At 74.2% G+C, this 25,108-nt stretch carries 28 protein-coding genes and 1 tRNA gene; 17 read left to right on the top strand and 12 right to left on the bottom strand.

Annotated elements, in window-relative coordinates; all coding sequences use genetic code 11:
• Positions 1 to 3: 3 nt before the first annotated feature.
• Positions 4 to 363 carry a cupin domain-containing protein gene (locus MY520_RS18135; protein ID WP_436693955.1) on the bottom strand — a complete coding sequence of 120 codons (360 nt, stop codon included), beginning with the start codon at positions 361 to 363 and terminating at the stop codon, positions 4 to 6.
• A 129-nt stretch (positions 364 to 492) separates the two neighbouring features.
• Between MY520_RS18135 and MY520_RS18130 the strand changes: the two genes are divergently transcribed.
• The 5 genes from MY520_RS18130 to MY520_RS18110 all read left to right on the top strand — a co-directional run bounded on the left by MY520_RS18130 (position 493) and on the right by MY520_RS18110 (position 4,656).
• Positions 493 to 1,104 (top strand): helix-turn-helix domain-containing protein, encoded by a 612-nt coding sequence (locus MY520_RS18130; RefSeq protein WP_436693954.1) that lies wholly within the window; start codon positions 493 to 495, stop codon positions 1,102 to 1,104.
• Between the two features lie 68 nt (positions 1,105 to 1,172).
• Positions 1,173 to 1,364 carry a hypothetical protein gene (locus MY520_RS18125; RefSeq protein WP_436693953.1) on the top strand — a complete coding sequence of 64 codons (192 nt, stop codon included), beginning with the start codon at positions 1,173 to 1,175 and terminating at the stop codon, positions 1,362 to 1,364.
• A 41-nt stretch (positions 1,365 to 1,405) separates the two neighbouring features.
• Positions 1,406 to 2,746, top strand: a complete 1,341-nt coding sequence (locus MY520_RS18120; protein WP_436693952.1) for an MFS transporter — start codon at positions 1,406 to 1,408, stop codon at positions 2,744 to 2,746.
• Between the two features lie 48 nt (positions 2,747 to 2,794).
• Positions 2,795 to 3,379 (top strand): helix-turn-helix domain-containing protein, encoded by a 585-nt coding sequence (locus MY520_RS18115; RefSeq protein ID WP_436693951.1) that lies wholly within the window; start codon positions 2,795 to 2,797, stop codon positions 3,377 to 3,379.
• A complete protein-coding gene (locus MY520_RS18110; protein WP_436693950.1) occupies positions 3,376 to 4,656 on the top strand; it encodes an MFS transporter in 1,281 nt (426 codons plus the stop codon). Before MY520_RS18115 ends, MY520_RS18110 begins: the two co-directional genes overlap by 4 nt.
• Positions 4,657 to 4,671: 15 nt before the next feature.
• Here the strand turns inward: MY520_RS18110 and MY520_RS18105 are convergent, their stop codons facing one another.
• Positions 4,672 to 6,030: an ammonium transporter gene (locus MY520_RS18105; RefSeq protein WP_436693949.1), complete on the bottom strand. Its 1,359-nt coding sequence runs from the start codon at positions 6,028 to 6,030 to the stop codon at positions 4,672 to 4,674.
• A gap of 169 nt (positions 6,031 to 6,199) precedes the next feature.
• Between MY520_RS18105 and MY520_RS18100 the strand changes: the two genes are divergently transcribed.
• The 3 genes from MY520_RS18100 (at position 6,200) to MY520_RS18090 (ending at position 8,374) form a co-directional block, all read left to right on the top strand.
• On the top strand, positions 6,200 to 7,318 hold the full coding sequence (locus MY520_RS18100; RefSeq protein WP_436693948.1) for an NAD-dependent epimerase/dehydratase family protein: 1,119 nt from the start codon (positions 6,200 to 6,202) through the stop codon (positions 7,316 to 7,318).
• A gap of 177 nt (positions 7,319 to 7,495) precedes the next feature.
• On the top strand, positions 7,496 to 8,092 hold the full coding sequence (locus MY520_RS18095) for a dihydrofolate reductase family protein (RefSeq protein WP_436693947.1): 597 nt from the start codon (positions 7,496 to 7,498) through the stop codon (positions 8,090 to 8,092).
• 156 nt (positions 8,093 to 8,248) lie between these two features.
• Positions 8,249 to 8,374, top strand: a complete 126-nt coding sequence (locus MY520_RS18090) for a hypothetical protein (RefSeq protein WP_436693946.1) — start codon at positions 8,249 to 8,251, stop codon at positions 8,372 to 8,374.
• A 211-nt stretch (positions 8,375 to 8,585) separates the two neighbouring features.
• Here the strand turns inward: MY520_RS18090 and MY520_RS18085 are convergent, their stop codons facing one another.
• Both MY520_RS18085 and MY520_RS18080 read right to left on the bottom strand, forming a co-directional pair.
• Positions 8,586 to 8,774 carry a hypothetical protein gene (locus MY520_RS18085; protein WP_436693945.1) on the bottom strand — a complete coding sequence of 63 codons (189 nt, stop codon included), beginning with the start codon at positions 8,772 to 8,774 and terminating at the stop codon, positions 8,586 to 8,588.
• A 540-nt stretch (positions 8,775 to 9,314) separates the two neighbouring features.
• Positions 9,315 to 9,920 (bottom strand): dihydrofolate reductase family protein, encoded by a 606-nt coding sequence (locus MY520_RS18080; protein ID WP_436693944.1) that lies wholly within the window; start codon positions 9,918 to 9,920, stop codon positions 9,315 to 9,317.
• A gap of 129 nt (positions 9,921 to 10,049) precedes the next feature.
• On the opposite strand from MY520_RS18080, the gene MY520_RS18075 reads away from it, so the two are divergent.
• A complete protein-coding gene (locus tag MY520_RS18075) occupies positions 10,050 to 10,202 on the top strand; it encodes a hypothetical protein (protein ID WP_436693943.1) in 153 nt (50 codons plus the stop codon).
• Positions 10,203 to 10,441: 239 nt separating this feature from the next.
• Here MY520_RS18075 and MY520_RS18070 read toward each other — a convergent pair whose 3' ends face one another.
• The 3 genes from MY520_RS18070 to MY520_RS18060 all read right to left on the bottom strand — a co-directional run bounded on the left by MY520_RS18070 (position 10,442) and on the right by MY520_RS18060 (position 13,125).
• Positions 10,442 to 11,071, bottom strand: a complete 630-nt coding sequence (locus MY520_RS18070; RefSeq protein WP_436693942.1) for a dihydrofolate reductase family protein — start codon at positions 11,069 to 11,071, stop codon at positions 10,442 to 10,444.
• Positions 11,072 to 11,306: 235 nt separating this feature from the next.
• Entirely contained in the window at positions 11,307 to 11,978 is a 672-nt protein-coding gene (locus tag MY520_RS18065; RefSeq protein ID WP_436693941.1) for a PaaI family thioesterase, read from the bottom strand.
• Positions 11,971 to 13,125, bottom strand: a complete 1,155-nt coding sequence (locus tag MY520_RS18060) for an acyl-CoA dehydrogenase family protein (RefSeq protein ID WP_436693940.1) — start codon at positions 13,123 to 13,125, stop codon at positions 11,971 to 11,973. The genes MY520_RS18065 and MY520_RS18060 overlap by 8 nt, the downstream gene beginning before the upstream one ends.
• A 173-nt stretch (positions 13,126 to 13,298) precedes the next feature.
• Between MY520_RS18060 and MY520_RS18055 the strand changes: the two genes are divergently transcribed.
• Complete coding sequence (locus tag MY520_RS18055; protein WP_436693939.1) at positions 13,299 to 13,793, top strand: STAS domain-containing protein; 495 nt, start codon at positions 13,299 to 13,301, stop codon at positions 13,791 to 13,793.
• Between the two features lie 94 nt (positions 13,794 to 13,887).
• Positions 13,888 to 14,469 carry a histidine phosphatase family protein gene (locus tag MY520_RS18050; protein WP_436693938.1) on the top strand — a complete coding sequence of 194 codons (582 nt, stop codon included), beginning with the start codon at positions 13,888 to 13,890 and terminating at the stop codon, positions 14,467 to 14,469.
• A 117-nt stretch (positions 14,470 to 14,586) separates the two neighbouring features.
• Here MY520_RS18050 and MY520_RS18045 read toward each other — a convergent pair whose 3' ends face one another.
• Positions 14,587 to 15,669 carry an EAL domain-containing protein gene (locus tag MY520_RS18045; RefSeq protein ID WP_436693937.1) on the bottom strand — a complete coding sequence of 361 codons (1,083 nt, stop codon included), beginning with the start codon at positions 15,667 to 15,669 and terminating at the stop codon, positions 14,587 to 14,589.
• A 147-nt stretch (positions 15,670 to 15,816) separates the two neighbouring features.
• Here MY520_RS18045 and MY520_RS18040 point away from each other — a divergent pair, with 147 nt between their 5' ends.
• Positions 15,817 to 16,443 carry a TetR/AcrR family transcriptional regulator gene (locus MY520_RS18040; protein WP_436693936.1) on the top strand — a complete coding sequence of 209 codons (627 nt, stop codon included), beginning with the start codon at positions 15,817 to 15,819 and terminating at the stop codon, positions 16,441 to 16,443.
• Position 16,444: 1 nt separating this feature from the next.
• Here the strand turns inward: MY520_RS18040 and MY520_RS18035 are convergent, their stop codons facing one another.
• A complete protein-coding gene (locus tag MY520_RS18035; RefSeq protein ID WP_436693935.1) occupies positions 16,445 to 16,942 on the bottom strand; it encodes a DUF427 domain-containing protein in 498 nt (165 codons plus the stop codon).
• 7 nt (positions 16,943 to 16,949) lie between these two features.
• A complete protein-coding gene (locus MY520_RS18030) occupies positions 16,950 to 17,180 on the bottom strand; it encodes a DUF3618 domain-containing protein (RefSeq protein WP_436693934.1) in 231 nt (76 codons plus the stop codon).
• A 120-nt stretch (positions 17,181 to 17,300) separates the two neighbouring features.
• Here MY520_RS18030 and MY520_RS18025 point away from each other — a divergent pair.
• Positions 17,301 to 17,381, top strand: a tRNA-Leu gene (locus MY520_RS18025).
• A gap of 21 nt (positions 17,382 to 17,402) precedes the next feature.
• Here the strand turns inward: MY520_RS18025 and MY520_RS18020 are convergent.
• Both MY520_RS18020 and MY520_RS18015 read right to left on the bottom strand, forming a co-directional pair.
• Positions 17,403 to 18,323, bottom strand: coding sequence for a DUF6910 family protein (locus tag MY520_RS18020; protein ID WP_436693933.1), 921 nt, complete (start codon positions 18,321 to 18,323; stop codon positions 17,403 to 17,405).
• A gap of 52 nt (positions 18,324 to 18,375) precedes the next feature.
• On the bottom strand, positions 18,376 to 20,367 hold the full coding sequence (locus MY520_RS18015) for a putative bifunctional diguanylate cyclase/phosphodiesterase (RefSeq protein WP_436693932.1): 1,992 nt from the start codon (positions 20,365 to 20,367) through the stop codon (positions 18,376 to 18,378).
• 164 nt (positions 20,368 to 20,531) lie between these two features.
• Here MY520_RS18015 and MY520_RS18010 point away from each other — a divergent pair, with 164 nt between their 5' ends.
• The 4 genes from MY520_RS18010 (at position 20,532) to MY520_RS17995 (ending at position 25,101) form a co-directional block, all read left to right on the top strand.
• Positions 20,532 to 22,133: a helicase HerA-like domain-containing protein gene (locus MY520_RS18010; RefSeq protein ID WP_436693931.1), complete on the top strand. Its 1,602-nt coding sequence runs from the start codon at positions 20,532 to 20,534 to the stop codon at positions 22,131 to 22,133.
• 96 nt (positions 22,134 to 22,229) lie between these two features.
• Positions 22,230 to 22,418 carry a hypothetical protein gene (locus MY520_RS18005; RefSeq protein WP_436693930.1) on the top strand — a complete coding sequence of 63 codons (189 nt, stop codon included), beginning with the start codon at positions 22,230 to 22,232 and terminating at the stop codon, positions 22,416 to 22,418.
• A 53-nt stretch (positions 22,419 to 22,471) separates the two neighbouring features.
• Entirely contained in the window at positions 22,472 to 24,526 is a 2,055-nt protein-coding gene (locus tag MY520_RS18000) for a glycosyltransferase (RefSeq protein ID WP_436693929.1), read from the top strand.
• Complete coding sequence (locus tag MY520_RS17995; RefSeq protein WP_436693928.1) at positions 24,523 to 25,101, top strand: hypothetical protein; 579 nt, start codon at positions 24,523 to 24,525, stop codon at positions 25,099 to 25,101. Before MY520_RS18000 ends, MY520_RS17995 begins: the two co-directional genes overlap by 4 nt.
• Positions 25,102 to 25,108 lie beyond the last annotated feature (7 nt).

Raw genomic sequence — 25,108 nt, 5'->3', positions numbered from 1 at the left:
CGGTCAGGGCGCGAACGAGCGCTGGCCGGTGTAGAAGCCCAGCGCCCGGTCGGGGGTCTCGAAGCGGATCCGCGTGCCCTTCGGGAAGAACAGCACGTCCTTCTCGCGGGCCACCACGCGCTGCCCGGTGTCGAGGTCGGTGAGGTGGAACTCGCCCTCGACCACGAGCTTCATCTCGTCGTAGGTGTACTCGTAGTCCAGCGGCGCGCCGGCGAACAGCTCGAAGAAGCCGCCGCACAACTCGGCGCCGCCGGGGTTGGCCAGCGTGTCGCCGATGAAGGCCCGGACGCCCGGCACCTCCATGCTGGGCAGCCCGGTCGAGCCGCCGCTGGCGTGGCCGATGGCCGGTGCACTGGTGGTCATGTCGCCTCCGCAGATCGTCCACTCTCGGGAAACCCAAGCTACGGAGGGTGTACGGCGGATGGGTCAACTGCGCGTGACGTTCTCATCAACCCAGGGTTCCGAGCGGCTCACCGGACCTATGCTCCGGCCGTGGAGGTCACCCCTGACGGCGTGCACGACGAGGCGCCGGGCGGACACCTGGAGGGCGTCATCGCCCTCCGCGTGCGCGAGTTCCGGCTGGCCAAGGGCATCTCCCTGGCCGAGCTCGCGCGGCTGACCGGCATGAGCAAGGCGATGCTGTCGAAGATCGAGAACGCACAGACCTCCTGCAGCCTCTCCAGCCTGGCCCGGCTGGCCGAGGGGCTCGCCGTCCCGGTGACCGCGCTGTTCCGCGGCCTGGACGCCGAGCGCGAGGCGGTGTTCACCCCCGCCGGGCACGGCGCGCAGATCGTGCGGCGCGGCAGCAACGTCGGCCACCTCTACCAGCTGCTCGGCTCGCTGCGCGGCGAGCACAAGCGGCTCGAGCCGCTGCTGGTCACGCTCACCGAGGCCAGCGAGGTCTTTCCGCTGTTCCAGCACCCCGGCACCGAGTTCCTGTACGTGCTCGAGGGCGTGATGGTCTACGGGCACGGTGAGGCGCGGTACGAGATGCACGCCGGCGACTCCCTGGTGTTCGACGGGGAGGGGCCGCACGGGCCGGCCGAGCTGGTCGAGCTGCCGATCCGGTTCCTCACCGTCACCGGGTACGGGCACGTCGTCTGAGCCCGCATGAGCAGGCGCTCTCCGGGGCACCCACCTGTCGTCGGAGTCCGACGACGCAGGGAGGCACCATGTCCACGTCCACTCGCCGGCGCTGGCGCACCGCAGCCGTGGGCCTCGCCCTCGCCGCCTCCGGGTTCACCGTCGCCGCGTGCGGTGACGACGTCGTCGACGACGGCGTCGAGCAGGAGGTGGAACAGGGCGTCGACGACGCCGAGCAGGAGCTCGAGGACGCCACCGACGGCGAGGACGACGGCGGCTGACCCCCGCGTGGCCGCGCGCCGCCCCGGGTAGCAGCGCCGCGATGACCACCGACGCCACCACCACCTGGCCGACCCGCGCGCAGCGCCTGGACCGGCTGCCGTTCACCCGCCAGCACGGCCGGCTGGTCGTCGGCTCGGGCCTGGGCTGGGCCCTGGACGCGATGGACGTCGGCCTCATCTCGTTCGTGATGGCCGCGCTCGCCGTCCAGTGGTCGCTCACCCCGACCGAGCTGTCCTGGATCGGCTCCATCGGCTTCGTCGGGATGGCGCTGGGCGCCACGCTGGGCGGCCTGCTCGCCGACCGGATCGGCCGCCGCCAGGTCTTCGCCCTGACCCTGCTGGTGTTCGGGGTGGCCACCGGCGCGGCCGCGCTGTCCTGGTCGGTCGGGGCGCTGCTGGTCTTCCGCTTCCTCATCGGCCTGGGCCTCGGCGCGGAGTTGCCGGTGGCCTCCACCCTGGTCAGCGAGTACGCCCCGGCCCGGGTCCGCGGCCGGGTCGTCGTCCTGCTGGAGGCGTTCTGGGCGGTCGGCTGGCTGCTCGCCGCCCTCATCGGCTACTTCGTGGTCCCCCGCAGCGACGCCGGCTGGCGGTGGGCCCTGGCGCTGGGCGCCGTGCCGGCCCTGTACGCCGTCGTGGTGCGGCGCGGGCTGCCCGAGTCGGTGCGCTTCCTGGAGATGCGCGGCCGCGTGGAGGAGGCCGAGGCGGCGGTGCGGCGCTTCGAGTCCGCCGCCGGCGTGGAGCCGGTGCCGTCCGCGACGCCGGAGCCCACCCGGCCGCCGGGACCGGGAGCGCTGTGGGCGCCGGGCACCCGGCGCCGGACGGCGGCCCTGTGGACCGTCTGGTTCGGCATCAACTTCTCCTACTACGGCGCCTTCATCTGGCTGCCCACGCTGCTGGTGGCGTCCGGGTTCTCGCTGGTGCGCTCGTTCGGCTTCACGCTTCTCATCACGCTCGCGCAGTTGCCCGGCTACGCGGCGGCCGCGGTGCTCATCGAGCGCTGGGGGCGGCGGCCGACGCTCGTGGTCTTCCTCCTCGGCTCCGCCGCCGGCGCCGGGATGTTCGCGCTGGCCGACGGCGACACCGCGGTGCTGGTCACCGGCATGGTGCTGTCGTTCTTCAACCTCGGCGCCTGGGGCGCGGTCTACGCGGTCACCCCGGAGGTCTACCCGACCGCGCTGCGGGGCACCGGCTCCGGCGCGGCCGCCGGCTTCGGCCGGATCGCCTCGATCGCCGCACCGCTGTGCGTGCCGCCGCTGCTGGACGCCGGCGGAAACCCGCTGGTGTTCGGCACGTTCGCCGCCTTCTTCGTGCTGACCGCCCTGGCCTCGTGGGCACTGCCCGAGCACCGCGGCCACACCCTGGAGGAGGTCGGCGCCGACTAGTGCAAAGGCGTCTTTGCAAACAACTCTTTGCACTCTAGTCTCGGCGTCGTGACCGAGGAGGACCCGCCCACCCCGACCGTCGACGTGCACGACCCCCGCACGCTGCGCGCCCTGGCCCACCCGCTGCGCACCTCCCTGCTCGGGGTGCTGCGCGCCGACGGCCCTTCGACCGCCTCCCGGCTCGGCCAGCGGCTCGGGGAGAGCAGCGGCGCCACCAGCTACCACCTGCGCCGGCTCGCCGCGCTGGGGTTCGTCGAGGAGGTGCCCGGCGAGGGCACCGCCCGGGAGCGGTGGTGGCGGGCCCTGCACCGCAGCACCCGGTGGCACACCGAGGACGTCGTCGACCGGCCCGGCGGACGCGAGGTGGTGGAGGAGTTCGTCCACCGGACACTCTCGCAGCACCGCCGGGTGCTGGCCGCGCACGCCGAGCAGCGGGACGACCTCGACGAGGGTCGGCGCGACGCGGCCTCGCTCAACGACTGGGCGCTGCACCTCTCCCCCGCCGGCACCCGCGCACTGGCCGACGAGCTGAACGCCGTCCTGGAGCGGTGGCGGGACACGCGCGAGGAGCCGGGCGAGCCGCTGGTGCACGTGCTGGTCGACCTGCTTCCGCTGCTCGAGTACCCGTCGTGAGCCGGGAGCTGTCGGTCCGGGCCGCCACCCGCCGGTTCGTCGTCCTGACGGGGCTGCGCTGGCTGCCGGTGGGCATCAGCACCCCGGTGACCGTGCTGCTGGCCTCCGACCGCGGGCTGTCCCCGGCCGACATCGGCGTGGCGCTCGCGGTCTACTCCGTCGTCACGCTGGTGCTGGAGCTGCCCACCGGCGGGCTGGCCGACGCGATCGGCCACCGGCCGGTGCTGCTCCTCTCCGGGCTGCTGTCGATCGCCGGGACGCTCACCCTGGTGGTCGCCGACGACGTGCTGCTGTTCGCCGTCGCGTGGGCGCTGCTGGGGGTCGGCCGCGCGCTGGACTCCGGGCCGCTGGAGGCCTGGTACGTCGACGCCGTCCACGCCGCCGCCCCGGGCGCCGACGTCACCCCGGGCCTGTCGAGGGCAGGGGCGGCCGACGGCGCGGGGCTGGCGCTGGGCGCGGTGCTGGGCGGGCTGTTGCCCTCCCTCGCGGGCGGGGCGCTCGCCGCGTCGCTGCTGCTGGCTGCCGGCCTCGGCGCGGTGTCGCTGGCCGGGGTGGCGCTGCTCGTCGTCCCCGTGGGTCCACCGCGGCGCGGCGGGCGCTCGGCGCTGCGGGCCGGGCTCCGGGAGGTGCCCGCGGTCGTCGGCGGCACCTCCCGGCTGGTGGTCCGCGACCGGGTGCTCCGGCGGCTGCTGGCGATCTCCGCACTGACCGGGGCCGTGCTCACCACGCTCGAACTGCTCGGGCCGCTGCACGTCGCCGACCTCGTCGGCAGCCGGACCGAGGGCTCGGCGGCGTTCGGGATCGTCATCGCGGTCTCGTACGGGGCAGGGGCGGTGGGCGCGCTGCTGGCGCCGGCGGCGCGCCGGCTGGCGCGGGGGTCGGCCGCCCGGGCCGCGGCCGGCCTGGCGCTGCTCGGTGCGGTGACCGTGGGCGGTGTGGCGGTCGCGCCGGGCGTCGTCCTGGCGGGGGTGGCGTTCGCCGGCTTCTACCTGCTGCACGCCGCAGCGGTCCCGCTGCTGCAGCAGCTGCTGCACGCCCGGACGACGTCCGGCCAGCGCTCCACGACGATCTCGGCGACGTCGCTGGCGCTCATGCTGGGCGGACTGGCCGGCAGCCTGCTCGTGCCGCGGCTGGCCGAGGCCGCGGGCATCCCGGCCGGGTTCGCGGCGGGCGCGGCGGCGGTGCTGGCGATCGCCGTCCTCTCCCTCGGCCTCCGCCCGCGCGACGACGGCGCCGTGACCACCCCGGGGGCTCCCGAGGCGGTCACGGCGCCGTGATCGGCGGCCCGGACGTCAGCCGGTGGTCGTCTCCGAGCGCGGGGACGGGGCGCCGCCGGCAGCGATCCGCTCGGCCGAGGCGATGACGCTCTCCGGCGTCGTGGTCTGCCCGGGAGCGTGCAGGGCACCCTCGAGGTCGTAGGCGATCTCGGCGTGCTCGGCGAGGTCGATGCCGTTGACCTCGGCCTCCTGCGGCAGCCGCATCCCGATCGTCTTGTGGATCGCCAGGGCGATGAGCAGCGAGACGACGAAGGAGTAGCCGATCACCGCGACCGCGGCGACCGCCTGCACGCCGAGCAGCTCGAGGCCGCCGCCGTACAGCAGGCCGTCGCGGCCGCTGGGCGCCTCGGCGGAGCCGAAGACCCCGACCAGCAGGGTGCCGACGATGCCGCCGGCCAGGTGGACGCCGACGACATCGAGCGAGTCGTCGTAGCCGAACCGGTACTTCAGGGCCACCGCCAGCGGGCAGATCGCGCCGGCGATCGCGCCGACGGCCAGCGCGCCCATCGGGGTGACCGCACCGCAGGCGGGAGTGATGGCGACCAGGCCGGCGATCGCGCCGGACATCCCGCCGAGCACCGTGCCGTGCCCGTCGCGCAGCCGCTCCACCAGCAGCCAGGCGAGGATCGCCGCGCAGGTGGCGTTGAAGGTGTTCAGCATGACCACCGACGCGCTGTTGCCCGCCGCGAGCGCCGAGCCGCCGTTGAACCCGAACCAGCCGAACCACAGGACCCCGGCACCGAGGGCGACCAGCGGGAGGCTGTTGGGCCGGGCCTGCCGGGGCCAGCCGGTGCGCTTGCCGACCACGAGGACGACGGCCAGCGCGGCGACGCCGGCGTTGATGTGCACCGCGGTGCCACCGGCGAAGTCGACCGCGGCGAGCTTGTTGGCGATCCACCCGCCGAGGACGCTGCCGTCGGCGGAGTCGAAGGCGAACACCCAGTGCGCGATCGGGAAGTAGACCAGCGCCGCCCACAGCCCGGCGAACAGCAGCCACGGGCCGAAGCGCACCCGGTCGGCCACCGCGCCGGCGATGAGCGCCGTGGTGATCACCGCGAACAGCGCCTGGAAGACGGCAACCAGTGCCGGGGGCAGCGCGGCGCTCTCGTCACCGGGCACCAGCGAGCCCAGCCCCAGGTACTCGGTGACGTCGCCGAGCAGGCCGGCGCCGCCGTAGGAGTTCCCGAAGACGGCGGAGAAGCCGAAGAACGTCCAGAGCACGCCCACGACGGCGACCGCTCCGAACACCATCATGATCATGTTGAGCACGCCGCGGGAGGAGACCATGCCCCCGTAGAAGAGGGCCAGCCCGGGGATCATCAGGGCGACCGCCATCGTGGCGGCGAGGATGAAAGCAGTGCTTCCGACGTCCATGCGGGACCTCTCGTGTCGTCTACTCGCGGTGTTCGCGGTTGCGTGCGAGTAGACAGTCGCCGGGTTTCCGCCGTGGTCGTCGTCTGTGACGTTCGGGTGACGGCCCGGCCCGCCAGCCCCGATGCCGGGCGCCCGGGTAGGCCGCCGTCCTCCGGGTAGCCGCCCCTGCATGACTGAACTGTCCCGGGACCACCTCCAGGGCCTGACGGTCGCCGTGACCGGTGCGACCGGCAACGTGGGGACGGCGTTGCTGCGCCGGCTCACCGCTCCCGACAGCGGCGTGGCCGAGGTGCGCGGACTGGCCCGGCGCCAGCCGCCCGACGGCGGCCCCTACGACGACGTCCGGTGGCACCTCGCCGATCTCGGCGAGGCCCGCAGCGAGGACGCGCTCACCCGGTTCCTCGACGGCGTCGACGCGGTCGTGCACCTGGCGTGGGCGCTGCAGCCCGGCCGGGAGCCCGAGCGGCTGCACCGGGTCAACGTCGAGGGCACCCGCCGGGTGGCCCGGGCCGCGGTGGCCGCGGGCGTGCGCCACGTCGTGCACATGTCCTCGCTCGGGGCCTACGCCCCCGGGGCCGGGCGGACCGAGGTGGCCGAGGACTGGCCCACCACCGGTATCCCCAGCGCGCAGTACAGCCGCGACAAGTCCCAGGCCGAACAGGTGGTGCGCGACGTCGTCAGCCGCGCCGCGGGGACGACGCTCACCGTCGTGCGCCCGACGCTGGTCCTGCAGCCGGAGGCCAGCAGCGAGATCGGCCGCTACTTCCTCGGCCCGCTGCTCTTCGGCGCGGCCCGCCTGCTGCCCGGGTCGGTCGCCAAGGTGCTGCCCCTGCCGCTGCCGTCGGTCTACGTCTCCTTCATCCACGCCGACGACGTCGCCGACGCCCTCGGGAGGATCCTCGACCGCCGCGCGCCCGGCCCGTTCAACCTCGCCGCCGAGCCGACGATGGACGCGAACGCCATCGCCACGGCGCTGGGCACCGTGCGGGTGCCGGTGCCGGCCGTGGTGCTGCGCACCGCGTTGGCGGCGGCGTTCCACGCCCACCTGGTGCCCACCGAACCCGGCTGGCTGGACATCGGGACGCAGGCACCCGCCCTGGACACGACCCGCGCCCGGCGGCTGCTGGACTGGGCGCCGTTCCACGCCGGCGACGACGTGCTGCGGCAGTTCGTCGCGGCGCTCGGCCGTGGGGAGGGCGCGCCGGGCCCGCTCCTGCACCCGGCCGGCGGAGCGGAGCTCGACCCGGCGGGGGACCCGGCCAACGCTCGCGGCCCGCGGGCCGACTGACCCGTACCGCGGCGGCCGCCGAGGGTCGCTCTGCCGATGCGGCGCGGGCAGCGGTCCCCGATGTCCCCGAGCGGCCTGCGCGGAGCTGCTGGCGGCGATCTCGATGTCGAGATGGTCGGACCAGCTCCGACTCAGTGGTGGAGGGCCCACCCGGGGCCCCGACGGGAGGAGGACCCCGTGCGCACCGTGGTCGTCAGCAACACCGTCTCTCTCGACGGGTCGTTCGAGGGGCCGGGCGGCGACGTCATGGCCCTGAACATGGACGCCGCCTTCGACGCCTACAACCTCGAGCGGATCCGCTCCGCCGGCACCGTGCTGCTCGGCCGGCGCTCGTTCGAGGGCTTCAGCTCCTACTGGCCGCACATCGCCGACGCCCCGCACGACCCCGCCAACCGTGCCCTCAGCGACGACAACCGTGAGCTCAGCCGGCGCTACGACCCGCTTCCGAAGATCGTCATCAGCGACGGGCTCGTCGTGCCGACCGACAACCCGTGGCACGGCGTGACCACCGTCGTCCCGCGCGCCGCCGCGGCCGCCCGGGTCACCGCCGAGAAGCAGCGCGGGACCGGCGACATCCTGGTCTTCGCCAGCCGGACCATGTGGAACGGGCTGCTCGCCCACGGGCTGGTCGACGAGATCCACCTCATGGTGGGGCCCCGGGCGCTCGCCGGCGGCACACCGACCTTCGACCGGCCCACCGACCTGACCTTGCTCGACGCCCGCCGCCCCGCGGGATCCGACAACGTCCTGCTTCGCTACGCCGTCCGTCGGTGAGTCCGCTCGACGGTGCCGAGCGTCGCGCAGCTCGCATCGCCAGTCTCGAAGCGTCCTGAGCCACGCCCATGGTGAGCTGGTGGGGCGTCGCCCTGAGCGGCCCGTTCAGGGACACGAGCGCTCGCCGTGCCCCGCTCGAACCGTCAGGATCCCTGTGTGCTCGGCGTAGTCAGCGTGCCCGAGGGCGATCCAGGCTGGGTCGGCTGGGCACTCGTGTCGATCCTCGTGGGCTGGATGGTCGTCGCTGCTGTCGTCCTCTGGCGCGGTCGCAACAAGCCGTGAGCGGGCTCCCGTCGGCCCACGTGAAGCTGGCCTCACGAAGGTGCCCCTGATCCGGCACCTGTCTCTGAGCGGCGCACGTGGGGACACATCGCGGCGACGTCAGACGGTGGAACACAGCGCCCGCGGTCAGTCGCACCACGTGCGGTGACGCTGCGGCGAGGAGGCCACATCTCCGGTCCGTTACCGGTCAGGCCAGCAGAGCTCGCGCGCTTCACACCCAGCTCGAGGGATCGAACGCAGCCAAGCGCTCTTCCTGCGTGAGGTCACATCCCGCTGGGCAATCGAACTCCGCCGGCATCCACACCACCGTGGGTCCGGTGATCTCCCGGACCTTCACCCAGCCCACGGCGGCGGAGTCACCGCACTGTGGGCACTTCTCCCAGGTGATCTGATCGCTCACGCGCAAGGCTCCTCTGATCTCGTCCAGGCGGTGGCCCGCCCCTTCGTTGACACCGACCAGCATCACGCTCAGGAGGCAGGAAGGCTGTACGAATTCGGACGTTTCCCTGTGCCATATGGGTCACGAGGAGGCCGAGTCCTCCGGCGTCGAATCCGGCTGGGTGGGCGTCCCCGAGGCCGCCTTCGCAGCCAGCTGTCCCAGAGCGGCCCACTATGGACAAGCTTCAGGGCTGAGGAAGTTGCGGGGTCTGAAGCGGCTGGCCGACAGAAGGTAGCGAAGCTCAGGTGCCGCGGAGCGGCTGCATCTGCCGGCTCACGATCAGGACCGATGCGGACGTGCAAGGGGCCGCTGACAGCGCTGTTCGCTCCGAGTCGGGCGCCTTCCGCGAGACAGCTGCCACGATTTCACGCGAGCTCGCGGACGAGACAGGCGCCATCATCGCCGAGCCAGATGGTCAGACGCTGGGCTGTCTCATGACCAAGCCGGTCGGCCGCGGTCTGCACTTCGGGCGGCCGTCCAGACCGGCGGACGGGGGCGACATCACGCAGGGGCGCCGAGCGGCGGGTGCTCGAGCACGCGGGGCTTGTACTCGACCATCTGGATGCGGCCGTCGAAGGTGCGGTGCTCGATCATCTCGAGGGCGACGTCCGGATAGCCGTCGTAGATGCGTTCTGCGCCCGTGGCCCCGGTGATCACCGGGAACATCCCGACCCGGAAGCGGTCGACGAGTCCGGCTCGTAGCAGGGACCGGCACAGGCTGAGGCTGCCGATCGTGCTGAGGAGCCCCGAGCCACTCGACTTCATGGCGCGGACCGCCTCGACGGCGTCACCGCGGACGAGCGTGGAGTTGGCCCACGTCAGTGGCTCCTCGAGTGAGGAGGAGAACACCACCTTGGACGCGCGCGTGAGCTCGTCGACGGACGCCTCTTCTTCGGGCCTGAACTCGTCCTGGCCACTCGGGACATCGCCGGCGGCGAAGCCCGACATCAGGCGGTAGGTGTTCGCTCCCATCAGGTAGGTGACCTCGGGCTGTTCGCCGAGCCATGCGAGGTACTCCGGGCCCTCCAGGCCCCAGAAACCGGGCCATCCCTCGCCCGATGCGTAGCCGTCGAGGGAGGTGATGAAATCGACGAGAAGCTCCGACATGGCGGTGTCCTTCCTCGGGTGTCACGAGCGTGGACCGGCCGGGAACCACGAACTCATCGGCCTCGCTGTGGGGTGACGGGGAAACCCATCACGCCGCAACGTCCCGAGTTCCACCAGGTAGATCTCGACATGGAGCAGGTGCTGGTCCGCATCGGCGACGACGAGATCCTGGTGTCGTGGCACCCTCCTGATCGGCCGCAGGATGGCCAGCGTCACGGCGCGGAAGGCAGATGCGTCACCGACAGCGGCGAGGAGACCGAGCCGGAGCTCTCGTCGCCCTGATCGGCGCACTCAGGGACTTCCGCGTCAACATCCACTGGGCGGCTCGTGCCACCCTTGAGACGAACGTCGACACGCGCGCGGCCGCGTCAGTCGGGGGATCGTCGCCGGGGTGGCCAGGGGTACTCGTGTTCGCTTGGGTCGCCGTGTGGGAGCCCATGCCGACGACCGCTGCTGGGTGCCGGAGGCCCGGAATCCGTCCCCGGTGTGGGCGGGACCTCGGCGTTCGGCAGCTAGCTAGACTAGGAGGTGTCTCCCAAGTCCCGCGTCGAGTAGACGATGTGCGTCGCGTTCGGCGACGCGTGCACCTCGATCGGCTTCAGCCGGAGGTTGGCGAGGCCCGCGAACGGCGACTCGCCGCCGCCGAGCACGATCGGCGCGTGGCTGAGCATGATCTCGTCGATCACGCCCGCCTCGAAGCCCTGCCGGACCGCACTCGCTCCTCCGGCGATGGTGACCGTGTCATCGCCCGCCGCCTCGACTGCGCGCTCCATCGCCTCCTCGAAGCTGGTGACGAAGTGGAAGGTGGTGCCGCCCTCCATCTCGACCGGGTCGTGCGGGTAGTGGGTCAGCACGAAAACCGGCGCGTGGTACGGCGGGTCCTCGCCCCACCAGCCGCGCCACATCTCCCCACCGGCGGCGTCGGCCCACTCACCACGATCGGGGGCGTACATGTTGCGCCCCATCACGTAGGCGCCGCGCGGCGCGAGGATCCGCGCAGTCATCGCGTGGTCGACGTCGTTGTCGGTCTGGCCGAGATGCCAGAGGTGCAGGTCCTCGCCGAGAACGCCGAGTGGCTCCTCCCGGGTCTGGCGGGGGCCGGCGACGTAGCCGTCGAGCGAGATGGACAGGTGTGCGGTGACCTTGGGCATGGGGGTCTGACTCCTGCTGTTGCTGGGACTCATCGGTCACCCCATCAAGGACCGAACGAGCAGGACAACGGCCGGAAGCCGAGCTCACGGCGAGCACGTCCGCCGGACGAAGGTGGGCCGGGAGGTAACGGCGTGACATGGCACCGACCACCACCCCGGGCAGCAGGGCGGCCCTGGTCATCACGAGCGAACTGTCCCTGAGGCCGCCTTCGGGGCGACCGTCGCCGGACCCTCGCTAGTCGCCGCGGGCGGTCCAGGCGCCGGCCGACCGTCCGGTCGACCCGAACACCGTCGCCGCGCGCTCCGGCCGCATGGCCACGAACAGGCCGTCGGCCTCGGCGAGCACCGTGCCCGGGTCGTCCTCGGCGGCCAGCCGGGCGGTCGCCGTCGTGCGCCGCCCGTCGGCCTCCCCCGCCTCCGCCGTGAGCACCAGCGGGATGCCGAGCGGCACCGGCCGGCGGTAGCTGACGGTCAGCGTGGCGGTCAGGCCGCCGCGGCCGGCCGCGCGCACGGCCCGGGCCAGCACGTGGTCGAGCAGGGTCGCGACGACGCCGCCGTGCACCAGTCCGGGCGGCCCCTCGTGCGGCTTGCCGACGGTGACCCGGCCGGTGGCCCGCCCGTCGGGCGTGCTCGTCGCCACCAACGGCGGCGCGACGGGGCTGCCGGGGCCGTAGACCGGGCTGTACCAGCGCTCGCCCAGGTCGGGGTCGTCGACGGAGGCGACCTCGTGCACGTCCCGCGCCTCCGCGCGCAGGCGGTCGGCCAGGCCACGGGCGGCCGCGGCGACGGCGGCGAGCTCCTCGCCCGGCACCTCGGTGCGGACGGCGGCGTCGACCAGCTCGCGCAGCGCCGCACCGAGCTCGCCCACGACCTCCCGCCGGGCGGCCCGCGCATCCGCCTCAGGCACGCGGCATGCCGGCGTCGCGCAGGAGCCCGCCGCCGATGATCACGCGCTGCACCTCGCTGGTGCCCTCGTAGAGCCGGAGGAGACGGGCGTCGCGGTAGAAGCGCTCGACCGGCGTGCTGCGCAGGTAGCCGAGGCCGCCGTGCACCTGGACCGCGCGGTCGACGGCGCGGCCGACCATCTCGGTGCAGAACAGCTTGGCCGACGACGGCCCGAGGGAGGTGTCCTCGCCGGTGTCGTAGCGGGCGGCCACGTCGCGGACCAGGCTCCGCCCGGCCAGGAGCTCGGCGTGCATGTCAGCCAGGTGCGCCTGGACCAGCTGGAACCGGCCGATCGGGGCACCGCCCTGCTGGGCGGTGGCGGCGTAGCCGACCGACTCGTCGAGCACCCGCTGGGCCATGCCGACGCTCAGCGCGGCGATGTGCAACCGGCCGCGGGACAGCACGGTCAGCGCCTTCGCGTAGCCGCGCCCCTCCTCACCGACCAGCGCGCCTGCCGGCACCCGCACGTCGTCGAGGAACACCTCCGCCGTCCAGGCGCCGGACTGCCCCATCTTGCGGTCGTGCGGTCCGACGGTGAGCCCGGGCGTGGCAGCGTCGACGACGAAGCTGGAGATGCCCCGGCCGCCGCGCTCCTCGGGGTCGCTCCGGGCGAACACGACGAACAGGTCGGCCAGCGGGGCGTTGGTGATGTAGCGCTTGACGCCGTTGAGCACCCAGCCGTCACCGTCCCGGCGGGCGGTGGTGCGCAGTCCGGCGGGGTCGGAGCCCGCCTCGGCCTCGGTCAGGGCGAAGGAGCCGATCAGCTCGCCCGAGGCCAGCCGGGGCAGGTACGCCTTCTTCTGCTCCTCGCTGCCGAACCGGGCGATCACCTGGCCGGCGATCCCGTTGTTGGTGCCGAACAGGGAGCGGAACGCCGGCGTGGTGTAGCCGAACTCCATGGCCAGCTCGACGTCCTCGGCCATCGTGACGCCCAGACCGCCGTGCTCCTCGGGCAGCGCGTAACCGAACAGCCCCATGTCGGCGGCGCGGGCGCGCAGCTCGTCGGGGATGCGGTCCTCCTCCTCGATCCGCTCCTCGAGCGGCACGACGACCTCCCGGACCAACTGCCGGACGGCGTCCCTGACGTGGCGGAAGTCCTCGGCGTCCACGCCGCCATGGTGCCGCGTGCGGGGCGGCGTCGTCGCGGCGGGTCGCCGGCGACACGCCTGAGCGCTGCGCAGTCGATCGAGGACTCCGTGTTGTGACGGCGTCCCGTCGGGGCTAGCGTCGCGGGCAGCCGCTGGAGCCAGAGGCGGTCGCTGCACACCCCGCCGGAGTACCCGTGCCGCACCTGCGAGTCGCCCTCGTCCCCGCACCCGATCTGGTCGTCGTCCGGGTGGTCGGCGACGCCGACGTCTCGACCGTCGGTCGCCTGACCAGCGCGCTGGAGGAGGCCGCCGGCCTCGGCACCGGCCGGGTCGTCGTCGACGTCGCCGGTACCCGGTTCCGGGACTGCTCGGCGCTGTACGCCCTGACCCGCTTCACCGACGCGCTGTCGCCGGCGGGACGCTCGTGCCGGGTGGTCGGGGCCCCGGCCGCCACGCGTCGGCTGGTGCGGGCCGCCGGCCTGGCCGACCGGCTGGAGCTCGACGGGCCACTGGCCGGGGAGGACCCGGTCCGGCCGGCCGCGAACCGGCTCCTGCCCCTGTTCCCGGCCGAGCCGGTGCCCCCGGCCCGTCGCTCCGGAGTCCTGCACCAGGTGCGTGGCACCCGGCGGGCCGACGACCGCCCGGCGCGCCACACGGGGCGGCTCGGGACCCTGCGGCGCTGGCGCTGACGGCGGCGCTTCCGCGGGAGCGCGGACCGGCCCTCTGCGGACACCCCGGGTTGCATGCCCAGGATGGACCGCCGGGGAGAGGGAGGATGGCCCGATGGGCGAGATCGTCGTACTGCGCCACGGCCAGACGGAGTGGAGCCTCAGCGGGCAGCACACCAGCGTGACCGACCTGCCGCTCCTGCCCGAGGGCGAAGCGCAGGCCCGCCGGCTGGCCGACACCTTCCGCGGGCGGGAGTTCGCGGCGGTGTGGGTCAGCCCCCGTCTCCGGGCGCGCCGTACCGCCGAGCTGGCCGGGCTCGCTGTGACCGGCACCGACGAGGACCTCGTCGAGATGGACTACGGCGGCTACGAGGGCCGCACCACCGCGGCGATCAGCGAGGAACTCGGCCGGGTGTGGTCGATCTGGGTCGACGGCACGATCGCCGGGGACACCCCCGGCGAGACGCTGGCCGACGTCGGCGTGCGGGTGGACCGGGTGCTGGAGCGCGCCCGGGAGGTCCTGCCCGACGGTGACGTCGTACTGGTCGCGCACGGGCACGTGCTGCGGGTGCTGACGGCCCGCTGGCTGCGCCTCGAGCCGGCCGCCGGCGCCCTGCTCGCACTGCCGGCCGGCTCCTACGGGATCCTCGGGCACGAGCACCGCCGGCCGGTGCTCACCGGATGGGGACTGCACTGATCCCGCAACGGGTCGAAGGGCCCGGACCGCAGAGCACTCCGGACCCCCCGGAGACGTCCTCGTGCCCCTGTGCAACCGGGGCATCGCGGGCACGCTGCGGAGATGGACGCCCTGCGTTCAGCGCGTGACGACGCGGGCGGACGGCGTCCAACGGGAGGCCGGCCGCCCGAACAGCCAGCCCTGACCGAGGTCGGCTCCCAGCCGGGTGACCTCCTCGGCGACCTGCTCGGTCTCGACCCCCTCGGCCACGACCAGCGCACCCAGCCGGTGGGCCAGCTCGACCACCGACCGGACCATCGTGCGGGCGCCGTCGTCGGGCAGCGCCTGCACCAGCGGCCTGCCGAGCTTGACCACGTCCGGGCGGACGGCGGCGAGCAGCGACCGGCTCGACCAGCCGGCCGCCACGTCGTCGAGTGCCACCCGCCAGCCCAGCGAGCGGTAGTGCTCGAGCACCGACAGCAGGTGCCCACGGTCGCTGACCGCCGAGACCTCACCCACCTCGACGACCAGCCGGGTCGGTTCGATGCCGGCGTCGTGCAGCGCCTGCTCGGTGGAGGCCAGGTCGGTCCGCGGCCGGATGACCGACGCCGGGTCGGAGTTCACGAACAGGTCGGCGTCGTCCAGCCAGGGCGCAGCGCCGGCGATCGCCGACTCCCGGCCGATCCGGTCCAGCCGCGGCAGCCAGCCGGCGGACTCGGCGACGAAGAAGAGGTCCTCCCCGCCGACCTCGCGGCCGTCCACCAGGCCCCGCAGCAGCGCCTCCTGGGCGACGACCGAGCGGTCGGACAGCCGGACGACGGGCTGGTACACCGACCACAGCTCGGCCTCGGCGAGGACGCCGATCTCGGCGGTGACCCCGCGGCGGGCCAGCTCCACGGCGAGGGTGGGGGCGGTCAGCAGCCGTCCGGCGAGCGCGGATCCGTGCGTCGGGGGGTCGGTCGCCACGCGGACGTGGTCGGCCTCCGCGGTGGTCAGCTCGCGGGCCAGCCGCTGGAACAGCCGGGCGATGCCGCGGCCGCCGTCCTCGTCGGTGAGGTCGAGGAGGTCCGGCCCGCCGGCCACCGGCAGCCCGAGCGCCCGCGCGGTCCGCGCCACCGCCGCCAGCAGGTCCCCGTCCGTGCTGCCCAGGAGGACCCGACCGGCGTGACCGGGGACGTGCCAGTACTCCCGGCGCCGGGCGCCGCCGTCGGTGCTTGCCACCCCTGCAGGATGACCGAGGGCCGCAACCCGGTCGGGCAGGCGCGCGCGGCGGTTCCGGTCGGTGAGCGTCCCCTGTCCGGGTGTGTCGCACGCCAAGCCCACGCGTGGCTGGCATCCGTCCTCAACCTGAATGTCTAAGGTCACCCCATGTTCGCTGCTCAGATGATCGACTCGCCCCGCCCCTCCCGGGGCGGGCGCCCCCGCGATCCCAGCCGCGACGGGGTCATCCGGGCGGCCATCCTGCGACTGCTCGCCGAGGTCGGCTACGGGGCGCTCACCATGGACGCCGTGGCCTCGGAGGCCGGTGTCGGCAAGGCCACCATCTACCGCCGGTGGCGCACCAAGCAGGACCTGGTGGTCGACACCATCTCCGACCTCAACCGCGCCATCGCCGTCCCCGAGGACACCGGCTCGATCGAGGGTGACCTGCGGGCGATGATGCGGCTGGTCGGCACGATGATCGACAGCCCGGCCGGCGCCGCCATCCGCTCGCTCCTGCCGGCCATGCAGCACCAGCCGGCCCTGGTGGAGGCCTTCCAGAACGGCCCGCTCGCGGTGTGGCGCGGCGCCTACGCCGAGATGTGGGCCCGCGCCGAGGCACGCGGCGAGGTCCGCCCCGGGCTGGCGCGGTCGGTGACCGCGGAGGCCACCAGCGCCCTCATCGTGCAGCGGTGGCTGCTCACCGGGGAGCCGGTCGACGAGGCCTACATCGACCAGGTGCTCGAGATCGTCGTCATGCCCCTGATCCGCAACGCCCGGCCCGAGCAGGGCTGACTCACCAGCCCAGCGTTCCGGGCTCCCCCTTGAAGGGCCCGACGACCTCGGCGGTGATCCAGCCGCCGTAGAAGTCGCCGGCCTGCGCCCGGACGATCTCGCCGTCGACGAGGGCGCGGTCGACCCGGCTCGGATAGAACGCCACGGCCGAGCGCAGCAGCGCGTACCGGGGCGCCGGGTCCTCGTAGGACCACGCCACGGCGGGCAGCCGCTCGCCGTCGACCTCGGCGTCCCAGTAGGTCGCCGCCCCCTTCCACTCGCACCAGGAGGTGCCGGCGGCGGGCCGCAGGACGCCGTCGGCGACGTCGGGACGCGGGACGTAGAAGACGGGCGGGTGGCTGGTCTCGCAGACCCGCACGGCGCGGACGCTGTCGGCCACCACGCGGCCGCCGAGCTCGACGACGACCCGGCGCCCGGTGACCTCGGCCGACGGCGGGCGCGGATAGCTCCACACCGACTCCTGCCCCGGACCCACCGGGTCGGGGCGCGGGTGCCGCACGGGCCGGTCAGTCGTTGCGGTTCCGGACCTTCTGGACGACGACCAGCGTCACGAGCAGGCCCAGCGCGCCGACCGTCGCCTTCCCCGCGGCGGTGGTCAGGAAGTTCTGGACCGCCGCCTGGCCCCGCGCCTTCAGTCGCTGCGGGCTGCTGCGGAAGACCAGCTGGTCGAGGGTGGCCGCCAGCGACTCACGGGCGGCGTCGATCTCCAGCTGGATCTGTCGAGGGTCGCGAGGCACGGCGACAGACTGCCAGACGGGGCTCCGTCCAGCCCGTTCCCGTCGGGACGGGGCACCCGCACGGGCGACCCGCCACGTCCCGGGGCTCCCCCGCCGCCGCCTCCTAGACTCGGGGCTCACGCGGGAGTGGTGTAACGGCAGCCACGCCAGACTTAGGATCTGGTGCCTCCGGGCGTGCGGGTTCGACTCCCGCCTCCCGCACTCGATCGGCCGGCGCCGGCCTCAGGTCAGGCGGGCGCGCAGTGCCAGCTCGACGGACGCAGCGGCCGGGTCGTCGGCGTCCACGACGGCCAGCAGGTGCACCTCGCCGTCTTCGACCGCCCGCAGTGCCAGGCCCTCGACCTTGAGCACCCGGCCCTCGACCTCGGGGATCGGCGCGACGTCCAGGACCTCCTCGCCGTCGACCAGCGCCAGCGCGGTCGCCACGACCGGGCCGTCGTCGACTGCGTTGGGCGTGTCCTCGGCGGCGGCGCTCAGGACGAGCCGTCCGTCCGGCAGCGCCACGGCGTCGGTCACCGCGAGGCCGACACCCTCGACCTCGCCGAGCCGGTACACGTGCGGCTCCTCCACCGGCACCGAGGCGGCCCCGGTCCGGCCGAGGACGGCGTCGACCAGCCCGGCCAGGGGCACCGCCACGCTGCCGGAGGGGACGCCGGCGGCCAGGTTGCCGCGGTTGAACCAGCGGACCACGTCGCCGTGCCGGCTGGCCCCCTCCAGGTTGAGCCGCTCGGGCGCCAGGCCCAGTCGCCGGCCGACGCTCTCGTACAGCGGCGCCAGGGACCCGGCCCGGGCGACGGGGTGCCCGTCCACCAGCCGCACCAGGACGCCGCGCATGCGCCGCGCCGTGGAGCCCGATCCGAGCAGCAGGACGGCCGGCTCCCCGTCCACCTCGACGGGGCAGGCCACCTCCAGGTCGGGCTTGAGGTGCTTGGTCCCCGCTGCCTCGGTGAACCGGTCTCGGCCCTCCACGGGCGGCAGCACCCGCACCGGTGTCACCCGCCCGGGACGGCGCCAGGCGGCGGACGTGGCGTCGTCCTGCGCGATCAGCCAGCCGTCCCCCAACGGCGCGACGGCGGAGGCCGCGGTCACCGGTGAGCCGTCGTCGAAGCGCAGCGACGTCACCGCGTCCACGTGGACCTGCACGGGGACGGTGTGCCCCCGGGGCCCGGAGCTCACGCCCCCGGTCGGGCGAGGGTCAGACGGCAACCGTCCGGACGGCGTCGAACCAGACCTCGAGCTCGGCCGCGGGCAGCGGGCGGCACAGGTGGTAGCCCTGGGCGACGTCGCAGCCGAGCTCCTCGAGCTGGTCCCACGTCTGCCCGTCCTCGACGCCCTCGGCGACCGTGGTGAGCCCGAGGTTGCGCCCGAGCTCCACGACCGACCGGACGATCAGCGCGTTGCCGCGGTCGGCCGTCATCTGCGCGACGAACGAGCGGTCGATCTTCAGCTGGTGCACCGGCAGGTCCTTGAGGTGGGCCAGGGAGGTGTACCCGGCGCCGAAGTCGTCGATCGACAGGGTGATCCCGGCCGCCGCCAGCCGGCCGAGGATGCGCCGGGCCCGGTCCGGGTCGGCCATGATCGCGCTCTCGGTGACCTCCAGCTCCAGCCGGCAGGCCGGCACCCGCGACGCGGCGAGCAGCTCCAGGACGTCGTCGACGAAGCGCTCGTCGAGCAGGTTCCGGGCCGAGACGTTGACCGCCACGTGCAGCTCCCGGCCGGCGTCCTGCCACCGGGCGCACTGGTCGAGGGCGGCGGCGAGGACGTAGCGGGTCAGCGGCCGGATCAGCGGCGTGCGCTCGGCGACGGGGATGAAGGCCGCCGGCGGGATCAGCCCGCGGACGGGGTGCTGCCAGCGCAGCAGGGCCTCGACCCCGCGAACCTCCCCACCGGGCACCGAGACCTTGGGCTGGAAGTGCAGGACCAGCTCGCCGTTGTCGATGGCCCGCCGCAGCTCACCGAGCAGGCCGAGCCGCTCGGGGCTGTGGTCGTTGAGCTCGGAGTCGTAGACGCAGGCACCGAGGCTGCGGTCCTTGGCGAAGTACATGGCGATGTCGGCGTTCTGCAGCAGCGTCTCGACGTCGGTGCCGTGCTGGCCGGACAGGGCGATCCCGATGCTGGCGTCGACGTCGAGGGAGACCCCGTCGGCGTCGATCGGGGCCTCCATGACCGCCAGCGCCCGCTGGGCCAGCTCGAGCGCGACCTCGGGTCCGTCGACGGTGGGGAGCAGGATCGCGAACTCGTCACCGCCGAGCCGGGCCACGGTGTCGCTGCCCCGCACGGACACGCGCAGCCGGTCGGCCACGGCCTGCAGGACGAGGTCGCCGTGCGCGTGGCCCAGGGTGTCGTTGATCTCCTTGAACCGGTCCAGGTCGATGAGCATGAGCGCCGTCGGCGCCCCGGCGTCCTCGGCCAGGGCGGCGATCCCCCGCTGCCGCAGCAGCGTGCGGTTCGGCAGACCGGTGAGCGCGTCGTGCAGCGCCTGCTGCCGGTTCACCTCGGCCTGCGCGAGGGTCGCCCGGCGGCTGCGGGAGAGCACGACGGTGAACCACGCGACCAGCGCCAGCCCGACGCCGAACACCGCCGGCGTGACCACGAGCAGCACGCGCTGGGTGCGGCCCATCGAGTCGAGGGCACGGCGGGCGTCGTCCCGGTGCTCCTCCGCCTCCGCGCGGACAGCGGCCCCCAGCTGCTCGTGGTGGTGGTGCACGTGCTCCGAGTGGTAGGCGCCGACGGCCGACGGGTCGAGCCACGCGGCCGCGATCTGGCCCTCCATGGCCTGGCCGTACTCCAGGTGCAGCCGCAGCCAGCCGTCGACCAGCTGGGCGTGATCGGTCCCCCGGACGGCGCCGAGCTGGACCAGCGCGTTGCGCGTGGCCACCCGGGCCAGCCCGTACTCGGTCCACAGCTCGGAGTCCGGACCGGCGGCGAGCCGCTCGCCGAGCTCCTCCTCCCGGAGCACCGACCGCTCGGCCTCCGCGGACCACTGCGAGACCGAGACGCCGCGTTCGGCCTGGGCGGCGGCACCGGCGTTGGTGATCGCCGCGGACACCGAGAAGGCGGTCAGGGCCAGGAGGACGCCGACCAGGCCGGCGGTCGCGGTGTGACCGGGCAGGTGCGAGCCGGGCGAGCGCGGGAAACGCGCGCCGACCGGTCGGACGTCACCGCCCGGCGTGCCAGAGGTGCTCATCTGTCTGTCGTCCCGTCGCTCGCGGCGGCCACCTGGCGCGGCCCGTCTGGGGAGGGGATCGGGTCGGCGGGCGCACCCCTGGCGTCGGCGGCGACCCGGTGTCCCTCGAACGGGGGACGCGGCGCCCGGGCGGCACCGGGCTCCCGGCGGCTACGGTCGGCGCCGTGACGCCGCCCGAACCGGCCGCTCCGCCGTCCGTCGCAGAGACCGCCGTCCGGATCGCCGCCGGCTACGCCACCGACGGCCCCGCCCTGGAGCTCGGCTCCGTCCTGCACGGCGGGCAGCCGCACCCGGACGCCGCGGTGCGCGTGCCGCTGTCGATGCTCAACCGGCACGGGCTGATCGCCGGCGCCACCGGCACGGGCAAGACCAAGACGCTGCAGTTGCTCGCCGAGCAGCTGTCGGCGGCCGGCGTCCCGGTGGTGCTGGCCGACGTGAAGGGCGACCTCAGCGGGCTGGTCCAGGCCGGCGTCCCCGGCGACCGGGTGACCGCCCGCGCCGGGCAGACCGGCGACGACTGGACGCCGACCGCCTTCCCCGTCGAGTTCCTGGCCCTCGGCGGCCTCGGCACCGGCGTGCCCGTGCGCGCCACGATCAGCGACTTCGGCCCCGTGCTCCTGTCGAAGGTCCTCGACCTCAACGCGACGCAGGAGAGCTCACTGGGGCTGGTCTTCCACCACGCCGACGACGCCGGGTTGCCCCTGCTGGACCTCAAGGACCTGCGGGCACTGCTCTCCTGGCTGGTCAGCGACGAGGGCAGGGCCGAGCTGAAGGGCCTCGGCGGGCTCTCCCCCGCCACCGCCGGGGTGATCCTCCGGGAACTCATCGCGCTGGAGGACCTCGGCGGCGACGTCTTCTTCGGCGAGCCCGCGTTCGAGCCGGCCGAGCTGATCCGCACGACGGACGACGGCCGCGGCGTGGTCACCGCCGTCGAGCTGGCCGCGGTGCAGGACCGCCCGGCGCTGTTCTCCACCTTCCTCATGTGGCTGCTGGCCGAGCTGTTCGAGGAGCTGCCGGAGGTGGGCGACCTCGACCGGCCGAAGCTGGTGTTCTTCTTCGACGAGGCGCACCTGCTGTTCGCCGGAGCGAGCAAGGCGTTCCTCGAGGCGGTCACCCAGACGGTGCGGCTGATCCGCTCCAAGGGCGTCGGCGTCTTCTTCGTGACCCAGAACCCGACCGACGTCCCCAGCGGGGTGCTCGGCCAGCTCGGCAACCGCGTGCAGCACGCACTGCGCACGTTCACCCCGGAGGACGCCAAGGCCCTGCGCCGGACCGTCTCGACGTTCCCGAAGACCGCCGACTACGACCTCGAGGAGCTGCTGACCTCCCTCGGCACCGGCGAGGCCGCGGTCACCGTCCTCTCCGAGCGGGGCGCACCCACCCCGGTCGCCGCCACGCTGCTGCGCGCGCCGCGCTCGCTCATGGCACCGGCCGACCCGGCGGTCGTCGCGCAGGCGGTGGCGGCGTCCCCGCTGTCGGCGCGCTACGGGCAGCCGGTCGACCGCGACTCGGCCTACGAGCGGCTCACCGCCCGGCTGGCCGCCCCGCCACCCGCTCCCGAGGAGGACGAGGTGCCCGAGCGCCGGGCACCGCGGCGCCGGACGTCCGGGCGCCGGGCCCCCGAGCGGCCGGCGGCGGACGACGACGGCGTGCTCGGAGAGGTACTCGGCTCGTCGGTCTTCCGCTCCTTCGCCCGCTCCGCGGCCTCCGCCCTGGGCCGGGAGATCACCCGCGGGCTCTTCGGCACCCGGCGGCGTCGCCGCTGACCCGCCGGCCGCGGCCGTCGCCCGATCGGGTCGTCCGTGTCGCCCGATCGGGTTCTCCCGCTCCACCCCGGCCCTTTGCGTGCCGACGACGTTCCGGTGACCGTCCTCGCCACCCGGCTGGCCTCCCTCGCCTCCGCGTTCCTCTTCCGCCCGACCGACGGCTCCGTCGCCGGCGGCCGGCACCGGGCGCCCGACGCCGAGCCGGCGCGTTCCGACCGGCAGGCCGAGGGTGACCTGCTGGACTGGCTGGGCTTCACCCCGGCCACCCCTCCCCCGAACGGGTGACCCGCGGGGGGCTGCGGTTGAGACCAGGCCCCCGGGATGCCGACGACCTTCCCGTGACGCTCCTGTTCTCGCAGCCGGCATCGGCCGGTGCGCCCTCCGCCGTCCCGGCGCCCGGCTCGGCCCTGCCGCAGCCCGAGCGCCGGCTGGGCGACGTCCTGGTCGAGCAGGGCGTGCTCACCGAGCCGCAGCTGTTCGACGCCCTCCGGCAGCACGAGCGGATCGGCGAGCCGCTGGGCGCGGTGCTCCTCGCCCGCGGCCTGGTGACCCGTCGCCAGCTGTACGTGGCCCTCGCCGACGTGTGGGGCGCGGACATGGCCTTCGTCGACCCGGTCGAGGTCGACCCCGACCTGGCCCGGCTGTTCCCCTCCGCGATGCTGGCCCGCGAGGTGTGGGTGCCGCTGCAGGTGGAGGAGGACGCCGACGGCGAGCTGCGGGTCGTCGTGGCCACCGCCGGCCGCCCCTCGGCGCACGTCGCGCAGGAGGTCGTGCAGCGCACCGGCATCCGGCGGGTCCGCCAGGTCGTCACCACCGACTGGGACGTGCAGCGCGCGCTGCGCACCGTCTGGCGCGACGAGCTCGTGCACGACGCGGTGCGCTCCCTCGCGGAGCGGCGACCGGACGAGTCGGCGTCGAAGGTGTTCGTCTGGCAGCAGGTCGCCCTCGGCGTGACGGTCGCCGTCGGGACCATCGCCTGCGCCGCCCTGTGGTTCTCCACCACGATGTTCTGGCTGGTCGCCATCGTGAACGTCGCCGTCGCCCTGGCCGTCGGCACCAAGGCCCTGATCAGCACCGTCGGCACCGCCTACGAGACCGTCGAGCAGGTGACCGACGCCGAGGTCGCCGCCCTGGAGGACACCGAACTGCCGCGGTACACGATCCTCGTGCCGGTCTACAAGGAGGCCGGCATCGTCGGCCTGCTCATGCGCAACCTCGCGGCGCTGGACTACCCCCGCGAGAAGCTGGAGATCCTGCTCCTGCTGGAGGAGGACGACCCCGAGACGCTGACCGCCGCGCTGGCCGCCGCCCCGCCGGACCTGGTGCGGATCATCGTGGTGCCGCACTCGCTGCCCAAGACCAAGCCCCGCGCGTGCAACGTCGGCCTGGCCTTCGCCCGCGGTGAGTTCGTCGTCATCTACGACGCCGAGGACCGGCCCGACCCCGACCAGCTGAAGAAGTCGCTGATCGCGTTCCGCAAGGGCGGCGAGGACCTGGTGTGCGTCCAGGCGGCGCTGAACTACTTCAACGCGCGGGAGAACCTGCTCACCCGCATGTTCACCCTCGAGTACTCCTCCTGGTTCGACTACACGCTGGCCGGCCTGGACAAGCTGCGGCTGCCCATCCCCCTGGGCGGCACGAGCAACCACTTCCGCACTGACCTGCTCCGCCAGCTCGGTGGCTGGGACCCGTACAACGTCACCGAGGACGCCGACCTGGGCATCCGGGCCTCCGCCCGCGGCCACCGCGTCGCGGTCGTCAACTCGACGACCTACGAAGAGGCCAACATGGCCGTCGGCAACTGGATCCGGCAGCGCAGCCGCTGGATCAAGGGCTACATGCAGACGGTGCTCGTGCACACCCGGCACCCGGTGAAGCTCGTCCGCACCGTCGGCCTGCGCCAGTCGCTGGGCTTCGCGCTGCTCATCGGCGGCACCCCGCTGATGTTCCTGGCCACCCCGTGGCTGTACGCGCTGTTCCTCGCCGACCTGCTGTTCCCCGGCGTCATCGTGCCGGACCTGCCCGAGTGGCTGACCCTGGTGAGCCTGGCGAACCTGCTCTTCGGCAACGGCGTGATCATCTACCTGTCGCTGCTCGCCGGCTTCAAGCGGCGCAGCTACGGCCTGGTGCCCTTCGCGCTGCTGTCGCCGCTCTACTGGCTGCTGCACTCCATCGCGTCGTACAAGGCGGCCTGGCAGCTGCTCACCAAGCCCTTCTACTGGGAGAAGACGCAGCACGGTCTCTCCGCGCACACCCAGGGCCCGGAGGCGCCGGCAGCTGCCGCGGCCGCCGACACCCAGACCCCCGTGCCCGCCGGTTCCGGCCGGCACGCGGGCACCGACGTCCACGGCCGGCTGGCCTGGACCGACGTCGCACCGGAGGTGCAGTCGTGACCGCTGTCCAGGCGATGGCTCCCGCCCGGCCGGACACCTCGTGGGCGGTCCGCCCGCCGCGGGTGGACCTGCGCCGCGTGTTCCTCACCTGCGGGCTGGTGCTGGCCGCCGAGATCCCGCTGATGCTCGTCATGGGCAACACGTGGGACGAGGCGATGCTCCCCGGCTACGCGATCCTCATGGTGACCTTCGGGGCGGTCTTCTGCTTCGCGGCGGTCACGGTGGCCGGCTTCACGGCCGGCGCCGCCGCCGCGGGCCTGCTGGTGCTCGGCGTCGTCGACCTGCTGCCGGTGCTCGGCGGTGCCGCCGTGCTCGCCCTGGTCTGCGGGGTCGCCCCCGGCTGGGCCCGCGTCGAGGCGTGGCAGGCCGCGCGCTCGGTCGCGCTGACCGCCGGGGAGGAGGCCGCGGTGGCCCGCACCGCGCTGCCTCTGACCGGCCGGCACCGGATGAAGGGGCCGCGCCAGCGCCTCGTCTGGCGACTGGACCGGGCGTTCGCCGCCTTCCTCGTCCTCGGGTTCCCGCCGGCCATCGCCGCGTTCTCGCTGTGGTTCATCGGCTGGGTCGCCGCGCGCTGAGCGCGCC

Origin of the sequence: Geodermatophilus sp. CPCC 205506 (genome assembly GCF_051383635.1) — a bacterium.
Lineage (GTDB): Bacteria > Actinomycetota > Actinomycetes > Mycobacteriales > Geodermatophilaceae > Geodermatophilus.
Note: the sequence above shows the minus strand (reverse complement) of the source record. Positions and strands in the feature narration are given on the sequence as shown.